Genomic DNA, 16,629 nt, shown 5'->3' on the forward strand with positions numbered 1-16,629 from the left:
GCTTGCCGAGACCGCCGGTCAGTCTCCTGACGGGCTGTCGTCGCCCGGCTCCGGAGCCTGGAGAAACTCCAGGTAGGCGACAACGTCGGATGCCTGGTCCGCGGTCAATCCGAGGGTGGGCATCGCCGTCCCCGGCTTCACCGACTGTGGATCCGCGATCCAGCGCGCCAGGTTCTCGGGCGTGTTGGCCAGGACGTCCGCAATCATTGGCCGCGATGCGACCTCACGCAGATCCGGGCCGATGAGCGGCTGCGAGCTGCCATCGATCGTGTGGCACACCGAGCAGTAATTGGCGAAGAGCACCCGCCCGCTCCCGGCGGAGTCCGCGCCTCCCTCAAGCTCCATGGGGGTGGCCCCGAAGGCGACTGTCGGCCACGGTTGGTACAGGACCGCGGAGCCCGCCGCGAGCAGTGACAGGGCAACGATGAGCGTTCCGGCTCGTGCCTCCTTCTGGAAATGCCTCATTTCGCCAACGGGTCAGGGCGCAGCTGGAAGTGCACCACTTTGCTTGTTGTCCCCGCACCGGTCTCCAGATGGAATGGAGTTCGGCTCCCGACGGTAGCCCAGAGCCCGCGGCCCTTCCACCCCGCGTTTGGATCATCGATCCGCCCGTCGAGCCCTTTGGTGTAGAAGCCCATGGGATACGGCACCCGCAGGGTCACCCATTGGCCGTCGTGAAACGCGAGCAGGCCATCGGCGGCGTTCGCGGTGCTGACCGGAACGTTGTCCCCAAGTCCGAAGGTGTTGAATTGATCGACCCACACGTAATAGGCGCCGTCGACGCTGCCCTCGTCCTCTAGGCCCTCGAACTGGGGGAGCGGGTCCTTGTAGAAGGTCCAGCCTTCGGGGCACTGCTGCCCTGTGGCGGTCGGCCCATTGAGCGGGCCTTGACACTTTCGCCTGTCGAAACTCGCGAGGTGGCCACTGGCCAGCGGGACCCAAACCACGCCATTTCGGTCCACGTCCATGCCTCTCGGGCCATATCCATGCGCGGGTTCGCCATTGTCGTCGACTGGAAGCTGGTAGATCTCCGTCAGCGTTGTCTCCGGCGGATTGGGCCCCGGCGTGATTCGCAGGATAGCCCCGGGATATGTGAAGTTGGAGCCCCATACGGAGCCGTCTGGCGCTGGGGACGCCCCATACAGTCCAGCGACGATCCGTTTGTCCATCGTTGGGTCAAGAGAGTCACCAGGCTCGACATATTCTCCCCGCTGGCCATCTCCGTTCGTGTCGAGAATCATCGGCGTCCACCCCTGGGACGCCTGTTCGTCCCCTGTCTCGTCGAACATTTTGGTGTTGAACCATCCCACGACGTCCGAGGAGCCGACGCCCGTGCTCATCCAGAGCGTGTTGTCCGCATCCTCCGCAAACATCAGGTGGTGGGTGGTGAAGCAGGTATCGATAAACGTGAGCTCGCCGGTCTTCGGATCATATCGGCCGAGCTGACGATTGGCCTGTTCCATGGGGAATTGTTGAGCAGATGGAACACTCGATCCCTCACGGCACCAATCCGGGTCCGCGGGAGGCCGGATGGACATCGTAAGCCACAAACGTCCCTGCGCATCGAGCATGGGGTTGTGGGCGTTCGCACGGCTCGTCCAGAGAACCTCGTCGCCGTAATACGGTGACGGTTGGGGCATGCTTTGTGGCGCCGCCGGCTCCGTACCGGGATCACGAACGGTCAGCGGGATCCGGCTCGCAACGTTTCGCACGGGGTCGAGTACCGGTACGTAGTCGGAGCTGAGCTCAGTCGTTCCGTAGATTGGACCGTACGCGTTCACGGTGGGATGGCGTCGGTCGGTGGATACTTCATCGTGCAGATAGGTCTTGTAGTCCGCCCAGTCCCACTCCGTAACCACGACGTTCCGCTCGATCCCTTGCGGGCGCGGCGGGGCCGGTGGGAGCGCGCCTGCGGCGACGCGATCCGTCCAATCGGCCAACTCCCCGAGGGCACGCTGGAGGCCGAGTCGACTCAGGCTGCTCACCATGTTTCCGGCGGCTTGCCCGGACTGCACACGTCGCTGCCACGCCGCGGCAGACGAATCGAAGTGGCCGAGTCCCTCTGAAAGCTCGCGTGTCGCCCGATCACCCATGGTATGGCAGCCGAGACAGGATCCCGACGTCATGTCTCGGATCCATTCCTTTTGGCTCGTGACCTGCGGGGAGATCCCATTTCCGTCCGGTCCGGTGCCGGGGAACTCTGACTTGTCTGGAATGTGGAGCAGGGAGTACCAGTAGCCGGCGGGGTAGTACTGCGCAGCCGAGAGTGGGTCCGGCGCGACTACCGCGGTGAGGTCGAGATTCTGACCAGGCGAGGCCGAAACCTTCGGTGAATCGACGAGGCCGTACCCCCGCACCCAGACGCTATACGTCGCGCTGGGAAGATCGGGCAGGAGGTAGCGTCCCTGATCGTCCGTGACGACGATCTTGGCAAATTTCGTGGGGAGGTCGCTCGTCTCCGCGATGACCCAGACCCCAGCCTCGGGTCCCTTTGGGCTCACCACCGTCCCCCCGATCTCGCCGGGGCCGATAGACACTGCCGGGGGCGTGGGCTGTGCTGCGCTGGCGCCGACCAACACCGCTGCCAGAACGAAGGCCGCACCAAAAGACGCGCCGATGTAACTGCGCTTCCGTGTGCCCATGTGATCCTCCGCTGAACAAGCTTGTCCGCTGCCTTTGGCCGGTCTTTTTATCGACAGTGTGACGAGTTGTCAAAATCCAGTTTCAGAATCGAAAGGGAGCGCAAAAACGGACCCGCGGCGATCCCGCTGTTTTGCGCTGTCACCCTTTGGCGAACGACCAGGTCTGGATGTCCCAGTAGGGAGTCGTGGCGCGGCTCGTGTCCCCGAACTGCGGCGCCTCGACGCCTGTCGGCCCGTGCAGGGAGCTGACCCACACTTCGATCCCCTGAGAGAAGTAAAGCGAGTAACCGGGCAGATCTTCGCTCACAAGCGCAATCATCTGCGCGACGTCTTTCCCACGCGCGGCCGGGTCAAGCTCGGACTGCCACGCGGCATACAGACGGTCGTAATCCGGGCTGGTCCAACCGGACCGGTTTCGCCCGCGCCAGCGATTCGCGGCCGTGCCCACCTCGGAGGACAGGAAGCTGGGTTCGCCGCCAAAGAAGCCGTAGGACAGTCCGGGCAAGGTGTGGCGCGTCTCGAGCTGCGTGAAGACCTGCGGGGCGATTACGTCCTGGCGAACGTTGAACCCCGCCTTGTGCCACGAGTCGCTGAGGACCGTCTGCATGCGCTGGATCTCGGACGCGGCTTGGACGGCGAAGTCCACGTTCACCGGTCGTCCAGACGCTGCGACGAAGTTGCCGCTGCTGTCTTTGGCATACCCGGCCTCCGCCATGAGCTGAGCCGAGCGATTTGGATCGAGCGGATATTTCGTCATCAGGCGGTCGGCTTCGGCGAAGTAGGGAAGGCTTGGCGGAATCGGCGAGTCGGTGGGCGCGCCGAGTCCGTCGAAGGCGCCGTCGTTGATCGCCCCACGGTCGATGGCGTGGGCGAGCGCCCTGCGCACGCGCAGGTCGAGGAGCGCTTCGTCGCCGACGTACTCCGGCCGCTGCTGGAGATAGAGGAACACGGCGGTCCCGGGAATCGCGGCCGCGGTCCCCTTCCCCGCCGTCTCCCACTCTTGCTTGAGGGTGACGTACTGCACGAACCGCAGCGTGTTGCAGCAGGCGTAGTCGATCTGGTCGCCCGCGAAGACCGTCGCGAGGGTCTGGTTCTCATCGAGAAAGATTCGAACGACGAGCCGGTCGATCTGGGGACCGCCCAGGGCATGCCCCGCGAAGCCAGTGCCTTCGAGCTGAACGCCCGGCTCCCAGCGCTCGAGTCGATACGGACCTGCTCCCACGTAACCGGCGGTCCAGTATGGGTCGGCCATGAAGGCGTCTGAGCCGATACGTCCGGTCGTGAAGTCCGCGTACAGCGGACCCAGCAGATGTTGGGGCAGCGGATCCAAGTCTTCAAACCCGAGCGTTCCCCCAAGCGGGTTCGGCGCTCCCCACTCCACCACGAGGGTGCGCGCGTCGCGCGCCACGGCGTTCTCCATCGAATCCTGCGGGGTCGAGATGAAGACGGCGAGCCCCGGGTCGGTGTAGACGTGAAATGCGAACACGAAGTCGTCGGCGGTTAGGGGCGCGCCGTCCTGCCAGGTGAGGTTGCCGCGCAGGGTATAGGTCGTCTCCATTCGCCCGTCGGGCATGACGCGCCAGGATTCTGTGTTGAGCTGCGGAAGCGACTCCGCTAGATACGGGCGAACTGCCCCTTTGTCGTCCACCAGGCTCAGCGCGGCGTTGAAGAGCCGTGTGGTGTTGCGGGTGCCGTTACTCTGGAGGACTTTTGACGCCAGATTGGATGGCTCGTAGCGGTGGGCGAGGACCAGCGTGCGGCTCTGGTTTGGCTCGGGTGTCCCCGGCGCCTCTCTCGGTCGCTGGCCCTCGCCGGGCGCGCAGCCGATCAGCAGTGTCATCGACACGATTCCCGCCACGACGATCCATCGCATCGCCCATCCTCCGTCCGCGACGATCAGCCCGTTTGCCCGCCATCGTACACGAGTCCTCGGCGGAGGGCGATGCTAGAATGGCACCAGCCTCGCGGATGCGAGCGGGCTCCGGTGGGGAAAGCGGTTCGGCGGGGGAAGAGCGATGACCGTGATCGACGCGGACTGCCACGTAATCGAGAACGACCACACCTGGGACTACTTCGATGAGGAGGAGGCGAGCCTACGGCCGCTGAGCCTCGTCTCGACGCGTCCGGAGTCCCAAGGCAAGCGCTTCATGTCTATCGACGGCCGGCTCCGCACGGTCGGCTTCGCTGAGCCCCGCGGGAGCGCGGGAGAGGAGATCTCCGGCTACACGAAAACGTCCGCGGTGTCGCGAACGCTGGCGGACGTCGAGGCCCGCCTGCGCCACATGGATGAGCTGGGGGTCGACGTGCAGGTCCTCTATCCCACCCTGTATCTCACGGAGCTCACCTCACGCCCAAAGGTCGAGGCGGCGATGTGCCGCAGCTACAACCGCTGGCTCGGCGACATCTGGGAGCAGTCCGACAATCGGCTTCGTTGGGTTGCCGTGCTGCCGCTGCTCGACATGAAAGAGGCGCTCAGCCAGCTTCGGTGGTCCATGGATCATGGCGCCTGCGGCATTTTCATGCGGGGATTCGAGGGCCGTCGCACGTTGAGCGATCCGTACTTCTACCCCCTATACGAAGAGGCCCAGCGCCTCAACGCGCCCGTGTGCGTCCACGCCGGCTGCGCCAACACCCCCTATCGTGAGCTGGCCCGCGAGACCTTCTCCATCGCGAAGCTGCCGGTCATCAGCTCGTTCCATGCCCTCATCACGAACGGCATTCCGGACCGGTTCCCGGCGTTGCGGTTCGGATTCATCGAGGCCGCCGCCACGTGGCTCCCCTACGTCATCACGGACCTACGCCGGCGACTCGTTCGCGAGGGCAAGCCGCCGCTTTCGGACAATCCGCTCGCCGACAATCGCATGTACGTCGCGTGCCAGACGAACGACGATCTCCCATTCGTCATCAAGTACGCGGGGTCGGATAACCTCGTGATCGGGTCAGACTACGGCCATGCCGACACGTCGACGGAGCTGCTTGCCCTGCGCAACCTCCACGAGACGACGTCCATCTCGCCTGACGTTCTGAAGAAGATTCTCGAGGATAATCCGCGGGCGCTGTACGGGATCTGACGGGCATAGTCACGCTCGCATCGTGCGACCCGTCACCGTCAAGGCGACGGGGAGGCGGACGGAAGCTGCTCGAGGGCACGCTGAAGGCGCGCTCGAGCCTCCTTCGCGATTGGGTGAAGGGCGGCATTGCCACGATCCCGAAGGCCGAATCCGGATCCAGAGCGGCGACGACAACGCCGCTCTCGTCCTCATACACGGCGACGTTGCAGGGGAGGAGCAAACCGGCGTCGCGCTCCAGTCGGAGGGCCTGCTTGGCGAGGACGGGATGGCAGGCGCCGAGAATCCGATGGAGGGATGTCAACCCCCGCTTTTGCCTGAGCGTCTGCTGGACGTCAACCTCCGTCAACACCCCGAATCCCTGGTCAGCCAGGGCAGCGCGCACGGCAGATAGCGCCTGCTCGAACCCGAGCGCCGTGTGCTTTCCGATCCCGTAGGTCGACCGCAGTTCAGCGGCCATAGCGGACGCGTTTCCGACGGCTGAATCGCGCGTATCGGAAATGCGCCGGTCCAACCTCGCCTGCCTGGGTGGTTCGCACGGGTTCGCGCGGTGTTCGCCCAATTCCTACTCAGTCGGCCAGACACCGATAGAAATGGCCGGCATTGTCGCCCAGAATGCGCTCGGCTGCCGATTCCTCGAGGCCAGGGATCGCGCGAAGGGCGCTGACCGTGTTCGGCCACTTGGTGTCCCCATGGGGGTAGTCCGATGCGTACAGGATGCAGCCGTCGCCGATCCGCGCGACGACGTCGGGCAGGCCCCGCTCGTCAGGCTCGCACGAGAAGAACAGGCGGCCCTGCCGGATGTATTCGCTGGCCGGCGTGTCCTGCTTGCTGCGCGTCGCGATCTGGTCGTCGAGGCGCTCCGTCCAGTACGGCACCCACCCGCACCCGCCCGCCTCGAAGAAGCCGAAGCGAACGTGGGGGTATCGCTCCAGCATGTGGCCCTGGAATAGGCTGGTCATCGCGACCATGTAGGAGATGGGAACCGCTACGGTCCGTGACCCGAACCATGTGTCGAACAGATCCTGCCAGGGCTGCTCGTAGACGCCGGTCACGCCGTGGATGGCGATGGCGGCCTGGAGGCGGTCGGCCTCTTCGAAGAACGGTTCGAAGTCGCGGTGATCGAGGAGGCGCGATCCCACGAGTGGCGGTGTCACGGCTCCCACACAGCCCAGCTCGACCACGGCGCGGCGAAGCTCATGCGCCGCCTGGAGCGGATCCTGGAGCGCCACGACCGCGACGCGCTTCAGTCGGTCCGGGGCGGCTGCGCATCGCTCGGCGAGGTGATCGTTCCAGGCCCGCGAGATCGCGCTGGCGACATCCGGGTTTTCGATGCCGGGATTGACGAGGATCAAGTCTGGATAGAGCACCTGGATCTGTACGCCTTCCCGGTCCATGTCCGAGAGCCGGCCAGGCACGTTGTCGACGTAGTAGTCCTGCGCGCCGATCCGGCGCGTTCCAAATCCGCCGGGCGTGCCCTGGCCGAACCCGCCGAGCTTCGGTGCGAGTTTGCCATCGATCACCCAGAATTCGCGACCGTCGAGATGAATTGGGCGGGGCTTGCGGTCGGTGGGGATGCCGTCGAGTCGCTCGGCGAAAATCTCATACGGCACGGTTACATGGGCGTCCGCGTCGACGATCATTGCCCGCGTTCCTCCGATTGTCGGGAGTGGCAGCGTCGGCGCACTCTGTCGCCGCGTCGGCGCTGAGGATGCTTATATCGGGATTGCCTTGCCGATTCAACTCGACTGTGCGAGGATGCCATCGCTTTGCACGCGCATTCGGACTGACGGGAGAGGTTTATGGTTTTTCGAAGGGGCCTGGGCGCGGTCATCCTGGTCATTGGAAGCCTGGCGGCGTGCGCGGCGCCGCAGCCGCAAGGAGGATCGCCGCGCAGCCAGGACGCGGTCGCAGCCGCCCCGAAGCACTTGACCGCCGCCATTTTCGGCGAGCCGAGGCATCTCGGCACGAACCGGACCGATCCGGGCGGTGCGCTCGGGAACGTGCCCGGCGGAGAAGCTGTCGAGGAGCTGCTTCAGGTCGGACTCGTCACGATCAACGACAAAGGCCTTCTCGAGGCGCGGCTCGCGGAAGCGGTGCCGACCTTTGAGAACGGTCTCTGGTCGTTGCTCCCCGACGGGCGCATGCAGACCACGTGGCGCATCCGCGACGGCGCCCAGTGGCACGATGGTACGCCCGTCACGTCCGACGACCTGATCTTCACGGCCACGGTCTACCGCGACAAGGAGGTTGTGGAGATCTTTCCCGTCGCCAGCATCGCGTTGATCGAGGACGTTCAGGCGCCAGATCCCAGAACGGTGACGGTCACCTGGAGCCAACCGTTCATCGAGGCGGACTCTCTGTTTAGCGGCGTGCTCGCGCTTCCGCTGCCGAAGCACCTGCTGGAGGAGGCGTACGCCGAGGACAAGGCGCACCTCATGGACACGCCGTACTGGACCGACGCCTTCGTCGGAACCGGGGCCTACAAGCTGAAGGCGTGGGCGCCCGGCAGCCACGTCGGGCTCGAGGCCTTCGATCGCTACATCATGGGCAGGCCCAAGATCGATCAAATCGAAGTCAAATTCATCTACGACGCCAACGCGCTGATTGCGAACGTGGCCAGCGGGGTCGTCGATCTCACGATGGGACGCGGGCTGGACATCGAGCAATCGCTCTCCGTCAAGGAACAGCGGGCGGACGTCGAGCCGCTCTACGCTCCGGCCGGTTGGGTGCCGATTTACCCGCAGTTCGTCAATCCGAGCCCGCGCGTCGTCGCGGACGTTCGCCTGCGCCGCGCGCTCCTGCTGGCAATCGACCGCCAGCAGATCGTCGACTCGGTGACGCACGGGCTGGTCCCAATCGCCCACAGCTTCGTGCATCCCTCGGAGCCGCTGTATCCGGCCATCGAATCGAGCATCGTGCGGTATGGGTACGATCCGAGGCGCGCGACAGAGCTCATCGACGACATGGGGTATTCGCGGGGCGCCGACGGGATGTATCGCGACGGAGGCGGTCAGCCGCTATCGGTCGAGCTGTGGACGACCGCCCAGCGGGACCACCATCTGAAGTCGATCTTCCCCGTTGCCGATAACTGGCAGCGGGTCGGCGTCACCGTCGAGACGAACGTGGTGCCAATCCAGCGCGTTCCCGATCGAGAGTACCTCTTCAACTTCCCCGCTTTCATTCTCATCGGGCTGGGCAACGGTCTGCGCTCGGCGGACGTGAAGCGATATCACAGCAGCTTCGCTGGAACGGCGGAGAACCGGTACCAGGGCGGCAACATGGCGCGCTACATGAATCCGGACCTGGACGCCCTGGTGGACACGTACACGGTGACGATCCCTGTGACGGAGCGGGGAAAGGTGCTCGCGGAGATCGTGCATCACCAGACGGACCAGGTAACGTACATGGGCCTGTTCTTCCAGCTTCGACCCGTGATCGCGGCGCAGCGGCTGGTGAACGTGACGCCCGGTCACCAGACGGGCACGCCCGCGTGGAACGCTCACGAGTGGGATCTGCGGTAGGCGAGGACCGATTGACCGTCCGGCGCTGGGATGTCCCGGCCGGGTCTCGCACTCCACGTCCTGATGTGCGGGTGTCGGGCGAGCGAGCCAAAGCCGGAGTTGCAGCCGATGGCGCCGTCCAGAGCCAGAAGACAGCCAGGATGCCGGCGTTGATGCGGCCTCCGAATCGCGTTGGCCGCATCGCGACCGCGAACTGCCGTGCGCCGAGGAGACAGGCCACGATGTGCATCGGCCAAATCGACGACCCGGAGCCCCCCGATCAGCCGACAGTTCCGTGCAGGCGGTAAGAGTTGGTCGACCTCCCAGCGTGGATAGGACGGCGGGATGGTTCGCTGAGCGCGCAAAGGTGTTGACGTCGGCCCTGTTTGCACACCGAACAGGAGCACGGGCGACGACGATTCGCCAGCGCTCGATGCTGAGCGTCACCCGATGCGCCTCCTCGGACGTAGCCACAGGTGATGCACCGGCGAGCACTCGAGCGAGACTCGGTGCACTATCAGCCGTGGGTGAGGTCGGCGGCCGCCATCTGCGCGCACTCGTCGTCGACGATGGCTTTGCCGGCGCTGACCGCTGCGATGAGCAAGGCGGTAGACGCGTAATCGAGAGGCCGGGGCACGTCCGAGATCGCCTGATGCATTCGAACCATTCCGTCGTCAGCAAACAGTGGGTCTGGTTGGCCGGTAAGTGCCAGGTTGTGGGGCAGATACTGGGCAGAACCCCCGACATCCATCCCGGCGAGTTGCTGGCACGTCGCGAACCGTTGGTCGGGCGTGGCGAAGAGCCCGGACACTTCTCGTGGGCCAGAGTTGGTTGGCGCATGAGGACAATGCATGACGGCATTGGGCAGCTAGCGCAGGCCCCTAAATTGCTGGCCCGGGTGTCGGCGCCGGTGAAGCAGATCAGGGCGGTCGCCCTCTGCAAGCTGACACGTAAGCTGGTACGTACTGCGCTCCGGAGCGACGTCTGAAAGACGCGGAAGTGGCTGACTCAGGGCGCCCGGATCACGGTCGGGCCTCACTGGCTGACGTGGCTTCAGGACGCGGGGCCAAAAGGTCGCGGAAGGCGATGTCGCCGACGGTCTGCTCGTTCTGGGCGGCGAGGTTCTGGCCGAGACTTTCATCAGCGGGCGACCCGGGTGATGGCCGAGTTGCGGAAGCACCATGCTGCGGATTGGATTGCCACCCATTCGCCCACAATGCGGCACGAACGAGTTGGGCGGTGAACGTAGCGTGAGCCTGCTGGGTGATAGAATGGCCGCTGGCCATAATGCCTTGTGCCACAACGTGAAGACACACCGTGTGGCATTGAGCTCGCTTCGCCCGACGTCGCGATCTCATTCAATCGCACCGAGGTCTGCTGCCAACGGTGCCGAGCGGGGCGATGCTTCCGAATCTCCACATCGCTGGAGAGGCTCTCTGTCGGGCTTGATCCGACCGGATCTCTCATCCTGAAAGCACCGGAATGACGAGACAATAATCATGCGGCTTCCTTTCATTGTTCGCCTGAATATGCAGTCGGACGGTTGGGAATGGGGGTTGGGGCATGGCGTTGGCGCGGGAAGGAGCCAGCGAACCGTTTGACGCGGACACGCTCAGTGGGACTGGGGGACGGTGGCCCACGCGGCCCCGATCCGCGAGAGCGATCGGAATCATCACCCTGCTTGCCGCTGCTTACTTTGTAGCAGGCAAGTTGGGGCTCGCACTGGCCTTCGTGCACCCAAGCGCAACGCCGGTGTGGGCACCCTCAGGAATCGCTCTGGCCGCGACCCTTGTTTTCGGCTATCAGGTATGGCCGAGTATTGTGGTCGGTGCGTTTCTCGTCAATCAGGTAACGGAGGGGTCGGTCCTGACCTCGGCGTTGATCGCGGTGGGCAACACGCTGGAACCCTTGCTCGGCGCATACCTGGTGAACCGATTCGCCCGCGGACGCGACGCCCTAGACCGTATCGACGACGTATTTCGGTTCGCTGGCATGGCGGGCGCTCTGAGCCCCCTAGTGAGCGCCACTGTGGGCGGAATGACCCTCGTAGCCGCAGGTTACGCGCATCCCGCGGATCTCGGTCCGATCTGGTTCACATGGTGGCTGGGCGACGCCGCCGGCGTTCTAATCGTTGCACCGGTGCTCGTGCTCTGGACCAGGGACCCCCCGCTGTCATGGAAATCACGGCCTCGGTGGGAGGCCATCGCTCTCCTCGTGCTCTTGGCGATACTGGGCGGGTCGATCTTCGGCCCGCTGCCGCCCACTGCAGCCCCCCCGTATCCTGTCGAGTTCCTCACGCTACCGCCGCTGATCTGGGCGGCCTTTGCGATTGACCAGCGGAACACAGCCACCGCAGCCGCCTTCCTCTCTGGCATAGCCTTGCTCGGCACCGTGCGCGGCTATGGACCATTCGTGCGCGTTGATCTGAACGAATCGCTCCTACTCCTGCAAGCGTACATGGGGTGCACGGCGCTCACGAGTATGGCCCTTGCTGCGGCCGTGGCGGAGCGCCAACGGGCCGCCCAAGCGCTGGTGCGCGTCTCTGCCCAGGCCGTGGCGGCCGAGGAGGAAACACGGCGCGAGATCGCTGAATTGTTGCACGGCCGAGTCCAGAGCCGGCTGCTGCTGGCGTGGGAGCGCCTCGGGCAAAGCGAGCGGCTCCTGGACACGAGTCCCGCTGAGTCGAGAGCCCTACTGAATCACGCCCGCCAGACCATTGATGAGGTCCGCGAGCGGGAAATTCGGAGGGCGAGCTATCGACTCCATCCGCCATTTCTTCGCGAAGGGCTGCGCCCTGCCGTAGACGAGCTGGCAGAGCTATTCCGCGGCGAGCTCACCGTCACGGTGGAGACGGGGCCGGCGTTCAGCGCCTGGGATACCACGATTCGGAACCACATTCCCGAGTCTCTGCGGCTGGCATCTTACCGCATCATTGAGGAGGCGCTTGCCAACGCTGTCCGCCATGGACGCGCCTCCTCGGTCCAGATTAGCCTGGATGTCCACCTCGAACGAGATCTGGCCATCATCGTGCAGGATGATGGGTGCGGGTTTGACCCGACGACGACACGGTATGGGTTGGGGTTGGGCAGCATCGAAGCCCGCGTACACCAAGCGGGCGGCAGCTGGGATATCAGCAGCGCGCAAGGCACAGGGACCACGGTCCACGTCAGGCTGCCGCTCCATCTCGCGACGGATGCCAGGGGGGTCACGCCCGAGTTCGGTCTCCCCTTATCAAGGGCCCCGAATCCTGAGACTGTCGGTCCTCGGGCGGCTGGCTTTGGAGCAGGTACGCGAGGGTTGCACGCACCCGGGGATTGAGCTCGGTATGGCCATCGGAAAACCCCAGCTCAGCGTAGATCGCGTGCAGTTGGTTTTCGACACTGCTGGGCGCCAGCACCAGGCGATCGGCGATCGACGCATTGGTGAACCCCTGAGCCAGGAGGGCAAGGATCTCCCGCTGCCGAGGAGTCAGCCGAGCGAGCGCTGTCGGCGGACGGGGCTCACGGTCGGCCACGACGTGGGGATCGAGCACGACCAAGCCCGCGGCAGCGCCCTCAATGGCCCGTCCGAGCGCGGCTACGTCGGTCAGGGACTTCTTCAGAAGATAGCACCACCCTGCCATAACTTCGGGTGGCAGCGAAGCGATGAATCGTGGCACCCAGAGGTTCGAAAGGAGCACGATGCCCAGACCTGGCACGCTCTCCCGAAGCATCATCCCGAGCTGAATGCCGCTGAGCCCGCGGCCCAGGTCGATGTCCAGCACGGCCACAAGAGGCCGGACCAGGGGAATCTCATGCAAGGCCGTCTCTGCGTCAGCGAACACCCCGACGACGGCGAATCCAGGAAGCTGGGCCAGCGCAACTCGGAGTAGGTCCGACATCAAGGGCTCGTCTTCTACTACCGCCAGGGCAATAGTCCTAGTCGAGCCAGTCTCGACTTCCATTTCCCACTCCAATGCCCAGATTCACCTCGCCTTCATTATTGGAGTGGAGACCCTCTGAGCGCCACCAAGGAAACCTCCTGCTATTTCCGCTTCCAGGAATGGGGTGGTAGCGCCCTACCCCGTCCCCGCCCCACCTCGTAGAAACCTATGGCGACTCCTTCGCGCGGTGACGGCGGACGACACCGCGAGCGCGAAGAAGACTGACCCCCACAAGGAGCGCGCGAGGTGACGACGAGTCGGGCCCTCCTGCACTGCGCGTTGCTCATTTCGGTTGTCTGGTCCGCACTGAGTGCATTCCCTGGCCGCTCTGCACTCGTCTCCGCTCAAGGAACCGTGTACGTCGTCAACTCCACCGCGGATTCCGACGATGGGGTCTGCGATTTGGCCAACTGCACGCTGCGTGAAGCCATCAACGCAGCCAATGCCAGTTTCGGCGCCGATACCATAACATTCGACCTCGGGCCAGGTGTCCCAACGATTCAGGTTGGCACCGGCGGCGGCGCTGTCGCCAACACGGTCCTTCCGCCTATTACCGAAGCAGTGACGATTGATGGAAATACTGGCGGTGCCACTCGGGTCGAGCTTGACGGGACGAATGGCACTCTCAGCAACCCCAGTGGATTCGCGCGCAGTGGATTGACAATCAACACGTCTGGTGTGGTCATTCGCAATCTAGTAATCAATCACTTCCTGAGCAGCGGAATCGATCTTCGGGCGGGTTCCAGTTCCAACATCATCCAGGGCAACTACCTCGGAACGGACGCCACGGGAACGCAGAACCGGGGCAATGGTGACGGTGGTGTAACGCTTCGAAGCTCGTCAAATAACCAGATCGGAGGTACGACCAGCGCAGCTCGCAATGTAATTTCCGGAAATGGCGCTGGAGCCCTGGGAAACGTTCGCCTTATTACGGGGTCGACCGGAAATCGTGTACAGGGCAACTTCATCGGCACAAATGCCACTGGAACGGCTGGAATTGGCGGAACAAACAGCAGCGGTATCGACATTCGAAACTCTTCAGACAACCTCATCGGCGGAACGGACGCAGGCGCGCGCAATATCATCTCAGGCAACGGCTGCTCCAGTGGTTGTCAAGCCCGGTCCGGAATTTCCATTCGGGGGACCTCGACCGGGAATCTGATCCAGGGCAACTTCATCGGCACCGACGTCACCGGCACGGTTGCCGTCGGCAATGTCCAGCAAGGCGTCAGGTTAGAGAACTCCGAGGTACCTCCACCAACGCCCCCGAGCAACAACACCGTCGGTGGAACTGCGAGCGGTGCGGGAAATGTCATTTCAGGTAACGGGGACAACGGCATTCGTATTGTGCAGGGGGCAAACAATACGATCATTCAAGGCAACTTCATAGGAACAGATGCGACCGGCACCATGCCCCTGGGGAACGGTCAGGCCGGGATCGCCATTACCAATTCTGGCAACACAAATACCATCGGGGGTACCGATCCTGGCGCACGCAATGTTATCGCTTCCAATGGATCCGACGGGATTCAAATTACTGGTGACGGAAGTCCGGCAAACGTGATACAGGGGAACTTCATAGGCACAGACAGGACAGGTACTATTGATTTGGGAAATGGTGGCACCGGAGTGTCGATTACCGCCAGTTCCTCTAATGTGGTTGGAGGAACTAGCACGGGAGCAGGCAACGTGGTTGCCTTTAATAACAACCAGGGGATACTGGTTGGCGCCCAGCCTGGTGTTAGCGGGAGCCAGACGCAGAATCGCATCCAGCGCAATTCGATCTTCTCCAACACTTTCGGCTCTCCAGGCTCCGATCCAACCCGCGATGCGGGCATAGACCTTGCGTACAGCCTCACCCTCGGCAGCACATTTGGGCCGACTCCCAATGATGCCGGCGATGGGGACGATGGCGCGAATAGGATGCAGAACTTTCCCGATCTGACCGCCGCGCAAGTTGCCGGCGGCAATCTGGAGGTTCAATATTCGGTTGACTCAACTACAACAAGTTCGGGCTATCCCCTCACCATTGAGTTCTTTAAGGCGGATGCGAGCGCAAATCCCCAAGGGAAGACGTTCCTGGGGACCGACACCTATTTGAGCACAGATGCTCAGCTACCCCGCACGACGAATCTGGGCGATGCCGCGTCGCTGGGGGTTTCGAGCGGAGACCGGATCGTGGCGACCGCAACAGACGCGAATGGCAACACCTCCGAGTTCTCGCTCCCCGCGATCACCGTCGCTGTGGTGGGGAGTCCGACGGAGACGCCGACTGGCACGGCCACCGCGACCCCCACGCCAACCGCGGTGCCCAGCGCGACGGAGACGCCGACCCGGACGGAGACGCCGACGCCCACATCCAGCGTTGCACCGACCAGTACGCGAACCGCGACCAGGGCTACCAGCACAGCAACGAGGACAGTTGTGAGCACGCCAACCGCAACGCCGGTGCTCAACGGCGGTACGTGCACGCAATCCGGACATTGTTTCGTATTTGAGTATCTAGGCTACATTAATGATACGGCGAACGACAAAACGACCATCATGTTTCGAATCACCAACATGTGCACCCAAGCAGTGCATTATGTAGCTATTGGCACAGACGGGTTTTCGCGCATAGCACCAGCGGACGGAATCACGTACCATGGAATCCTGGGTCGCTACGAAGTGAGCTGGACTGGTATGAATGGAACGCCTGGCTTCACGAGTATCAAATTCGACCCGAAGATGAAAAACTATCGTGATGGTGCCGCCGACGTGTTCAGCATCGTAGTCAGCGGTGTTGACTTCGGCGTGGCGGTGCCGGTGGCTGCCACTACTAGTGGCTCGTCAGGAGAGACGCAAACGTTTCTGCTCAGCCAGGTCACATGCCCCTCGACATCGACTACAACGCCTGCGTCGACGAGTTCCCCCACCCCGACGGTTACCGTCAGGCCGACTCGCACGCGCAAGTCAGCCGGTGATTCTCGAGCGGGTCCGGCGCTCCCTGATCTGGGTGCTCGCAGCCATCCCATCGTCGGTGCCGCGAGCGAGAGTGGGTTCGTGGCGATAGACGATTTGTTCGGACGGATCGGCGCATGGTTCGAGCGGCTATACGAGTGGACGCGCTCACTGGGAGCATCAGCGTGGGAACCACCGGGGGACGCACGCCGCTCTCATCCGCCCGACAACGCAACCTCGGACCCCATAGTCGCATGGTCTTCCGTCACGGACACGGGCCCCTCCTCAGTCTCGTAATTCCGACTCGAAGATGTTCCAGGTCGCGCCAATTTGCGGGCCATAGTTGCCGACAGGTCCGGCCACGGGATTCTTGGCCAGAATGGCGTTTACGGACTAGTACAGGGGGGTGTATCCGGCGAGATCGAGAGTCCGCTGATGCATCGCGATGGTTGCTTGGTGCCGCTCCGCGGGGCTCAGGTGTTGGGGATCACGAATAGTGCAATGAGTTGATCACGAAAAGTGCAGAGGCGCCCAGGCAGGACGGGACCCTGTAG

10 protein-coding genes and 1 pseudogene are annotated in these 16,629 nt (G+C 63.7%); 4 read left to right on the forward strand and 7 right to left on the reverse strand.

The features are described from left to right. Nucleotides 1-18 precede the first annotated feature (18 nt). From VFC51_03915 to VFC51_03925, 3 genes are all read right to left on the reverse strand, one after another. On the reverse strand, nucleotides 19-465 hold the full coding sequence (locus VFC51_03915; GenBank protein ID HZT06152.1) for a cytochrome c: 447 nt from the start codon (nucleotides 463-465) through the stop codon (nucleotides 19-21). Continuing rightward, nucleotides 462-2,642: a carboxypeptidase-like regulatory domain-containing protein gene (locus VFC51_03920; GenBank protein HZT06153.1), complete on the reverse strand. Its 2,181-nt coding sequence runs from the start codon at nucleotides 2,640-2,642 to the stop codon at nucleotides 462-464. The genes VFC51_03915 and VFC51_03920 overlap by 4 nt, the downstream gene beginning before the upstream one ends. 139 nt (nucleotides 2,643-2,781) lie before the next feature. Next, complete coding sequence (locus VFC51_03925; GenBank protein ID HZT06154.1) at nucleotides 2,782-4,515, reverse strand: ABC transporter substrate-binding protein; 1,734 nt, start codon at nucleotides 4,513-4,515, stop codon at nucleotides 2,782-2,784. A 142-nt stretch (nucleotides 4,516-4,657) separates the two neighbouring features. Here VFC51_03925 and VFC51_03930 point away from each other — a divergent pair, with 142 nt between their 5' ends. Further along, complete coding sequence (locus VFC51_03930; GenBank protein ID HZT06155.1) at nucleotides 4,658-5,713, forward strand: amidohydrolase family protein; 1,056 nt, start codon at nucleotides 4,658-4,660, stop codon at nucleotides 5,711-5,713. Nucleotides 5,714-5,924: 211 nt separating this feature from the next. Here VFC51_03930 and VFC51_03935 read toward each other — a convergent pair. Beyond that, a pseudogene (locus tag VFC51_03935) lies at nucleotides 5,925-6,170 on the reverse strand (DUF302 domain-containing protein). Nucleotides 6,171-6,279: 109 nt separating this feature from the next. After that, the gene (locus tag VFC51_03940) at nucleotides 6,280-7,353 is read right to left on the reverse strand and encodes an amidohydrolase family protein (GenBank protein HZT06156.1); all 1,074 of its coding nucleotides are present in this window, start codon (nucleotides 7,351-7,353) and stop codon (nucleotides 6,280-6,282) included. A gap of 159 nt (nucleotides 7,354-7,512) precedes the next feature. Between VFC51_03940 and VFC51_03945 the strand changes: the two genes are divergently transcribed. Continuing rightward, a complete protein-coding gene (locus VFC51_03945; GenBank protein ID HZT06157.1) occupies nucleotides 7,513-9,234 on the forward strand; it encodes a peptide ABC transporter substrate-binding protein in 1,722 nt (573 codons plus the stop codon). A 496-nt stretch (nucleotides 9,235-9,730) separates the two neighbouring features. Here the strand turns inward: VFC51_03945 and VFC51_03950 are convergent, their stop codons facing one another. After that, nucleotides 9,731-10,024 carry a hypothetical protein gene (locus VFC51_03950; GenBank protein ID HZT06158.1) on the reverse strand — a complete coding sequence of 98 codons (294 nt, stop codon included), beginning with the start codon at nucleotides 10,022-10,024 and terminating at the stop codon, nucleotides 9,731-9,733. Nucleotides 10,025-10,776: 752 nt separating this feature from the next. On the opposite strand from VFC51_03950, the gene VFC51_03955 reads away from it, so the two are divergent. Then, nucleotides 10,777-12,531, forward strand: a complete 1,755-nt coding sequence (locus VFC51_03955) for an MASE1 domain-containing protein (protein HZT06159.1) — start codon at nucleotides 10,777-10,779, stop codon at nucleotides 12,529-12,531. On the opposite strand, the gene VFC51_03960 is transcribed toward VFC51_03955, so the two are convergent. Beyond that, the gene (locus tag VFC51_03960; GenBank protein ID HZT06160.1) at nucleotides 12,419-13,156 is read right to left on the reverse strand and encodes a response regulator transcription factor; all 738 of its coding nucleotides are present in this window, start codon (nucleotides 13,154-13,156) and stop codon (nucleotides 12,419-12,421) included. The genes VFC51_03955 and VFC51_03960 overlap by 113 nt on opposite strands. 333 nt (nucleotides 13,157-13,489) lie before the next feature. Here VFC51_03960 and VFC51_03965 point away from each other — a divergent pair, with 333 nt between their 5' ends. Then, complete coding sequence (locus VFC51_03965; GenBank protein ID HZT06161.1) at nucleotides 13,490-16,372, forward strand: CSLREA domain-containing protein; 2,883 nt, start codon at nucleotides 13,490-13,492, stop codon at nucleotides 16,370-16,372. Nucleotides 16,373-16,629: the final 257 nt, after the last annotated feature.

This window comes from Chloroflexota bacterium, assembly GCA_035652535.1.
In the GTDB taxonomy this organism is placed as follows: Bacteria; Chloroflexota; UBA6077; order UBA6077; family SHYK01; genus DASRDP01.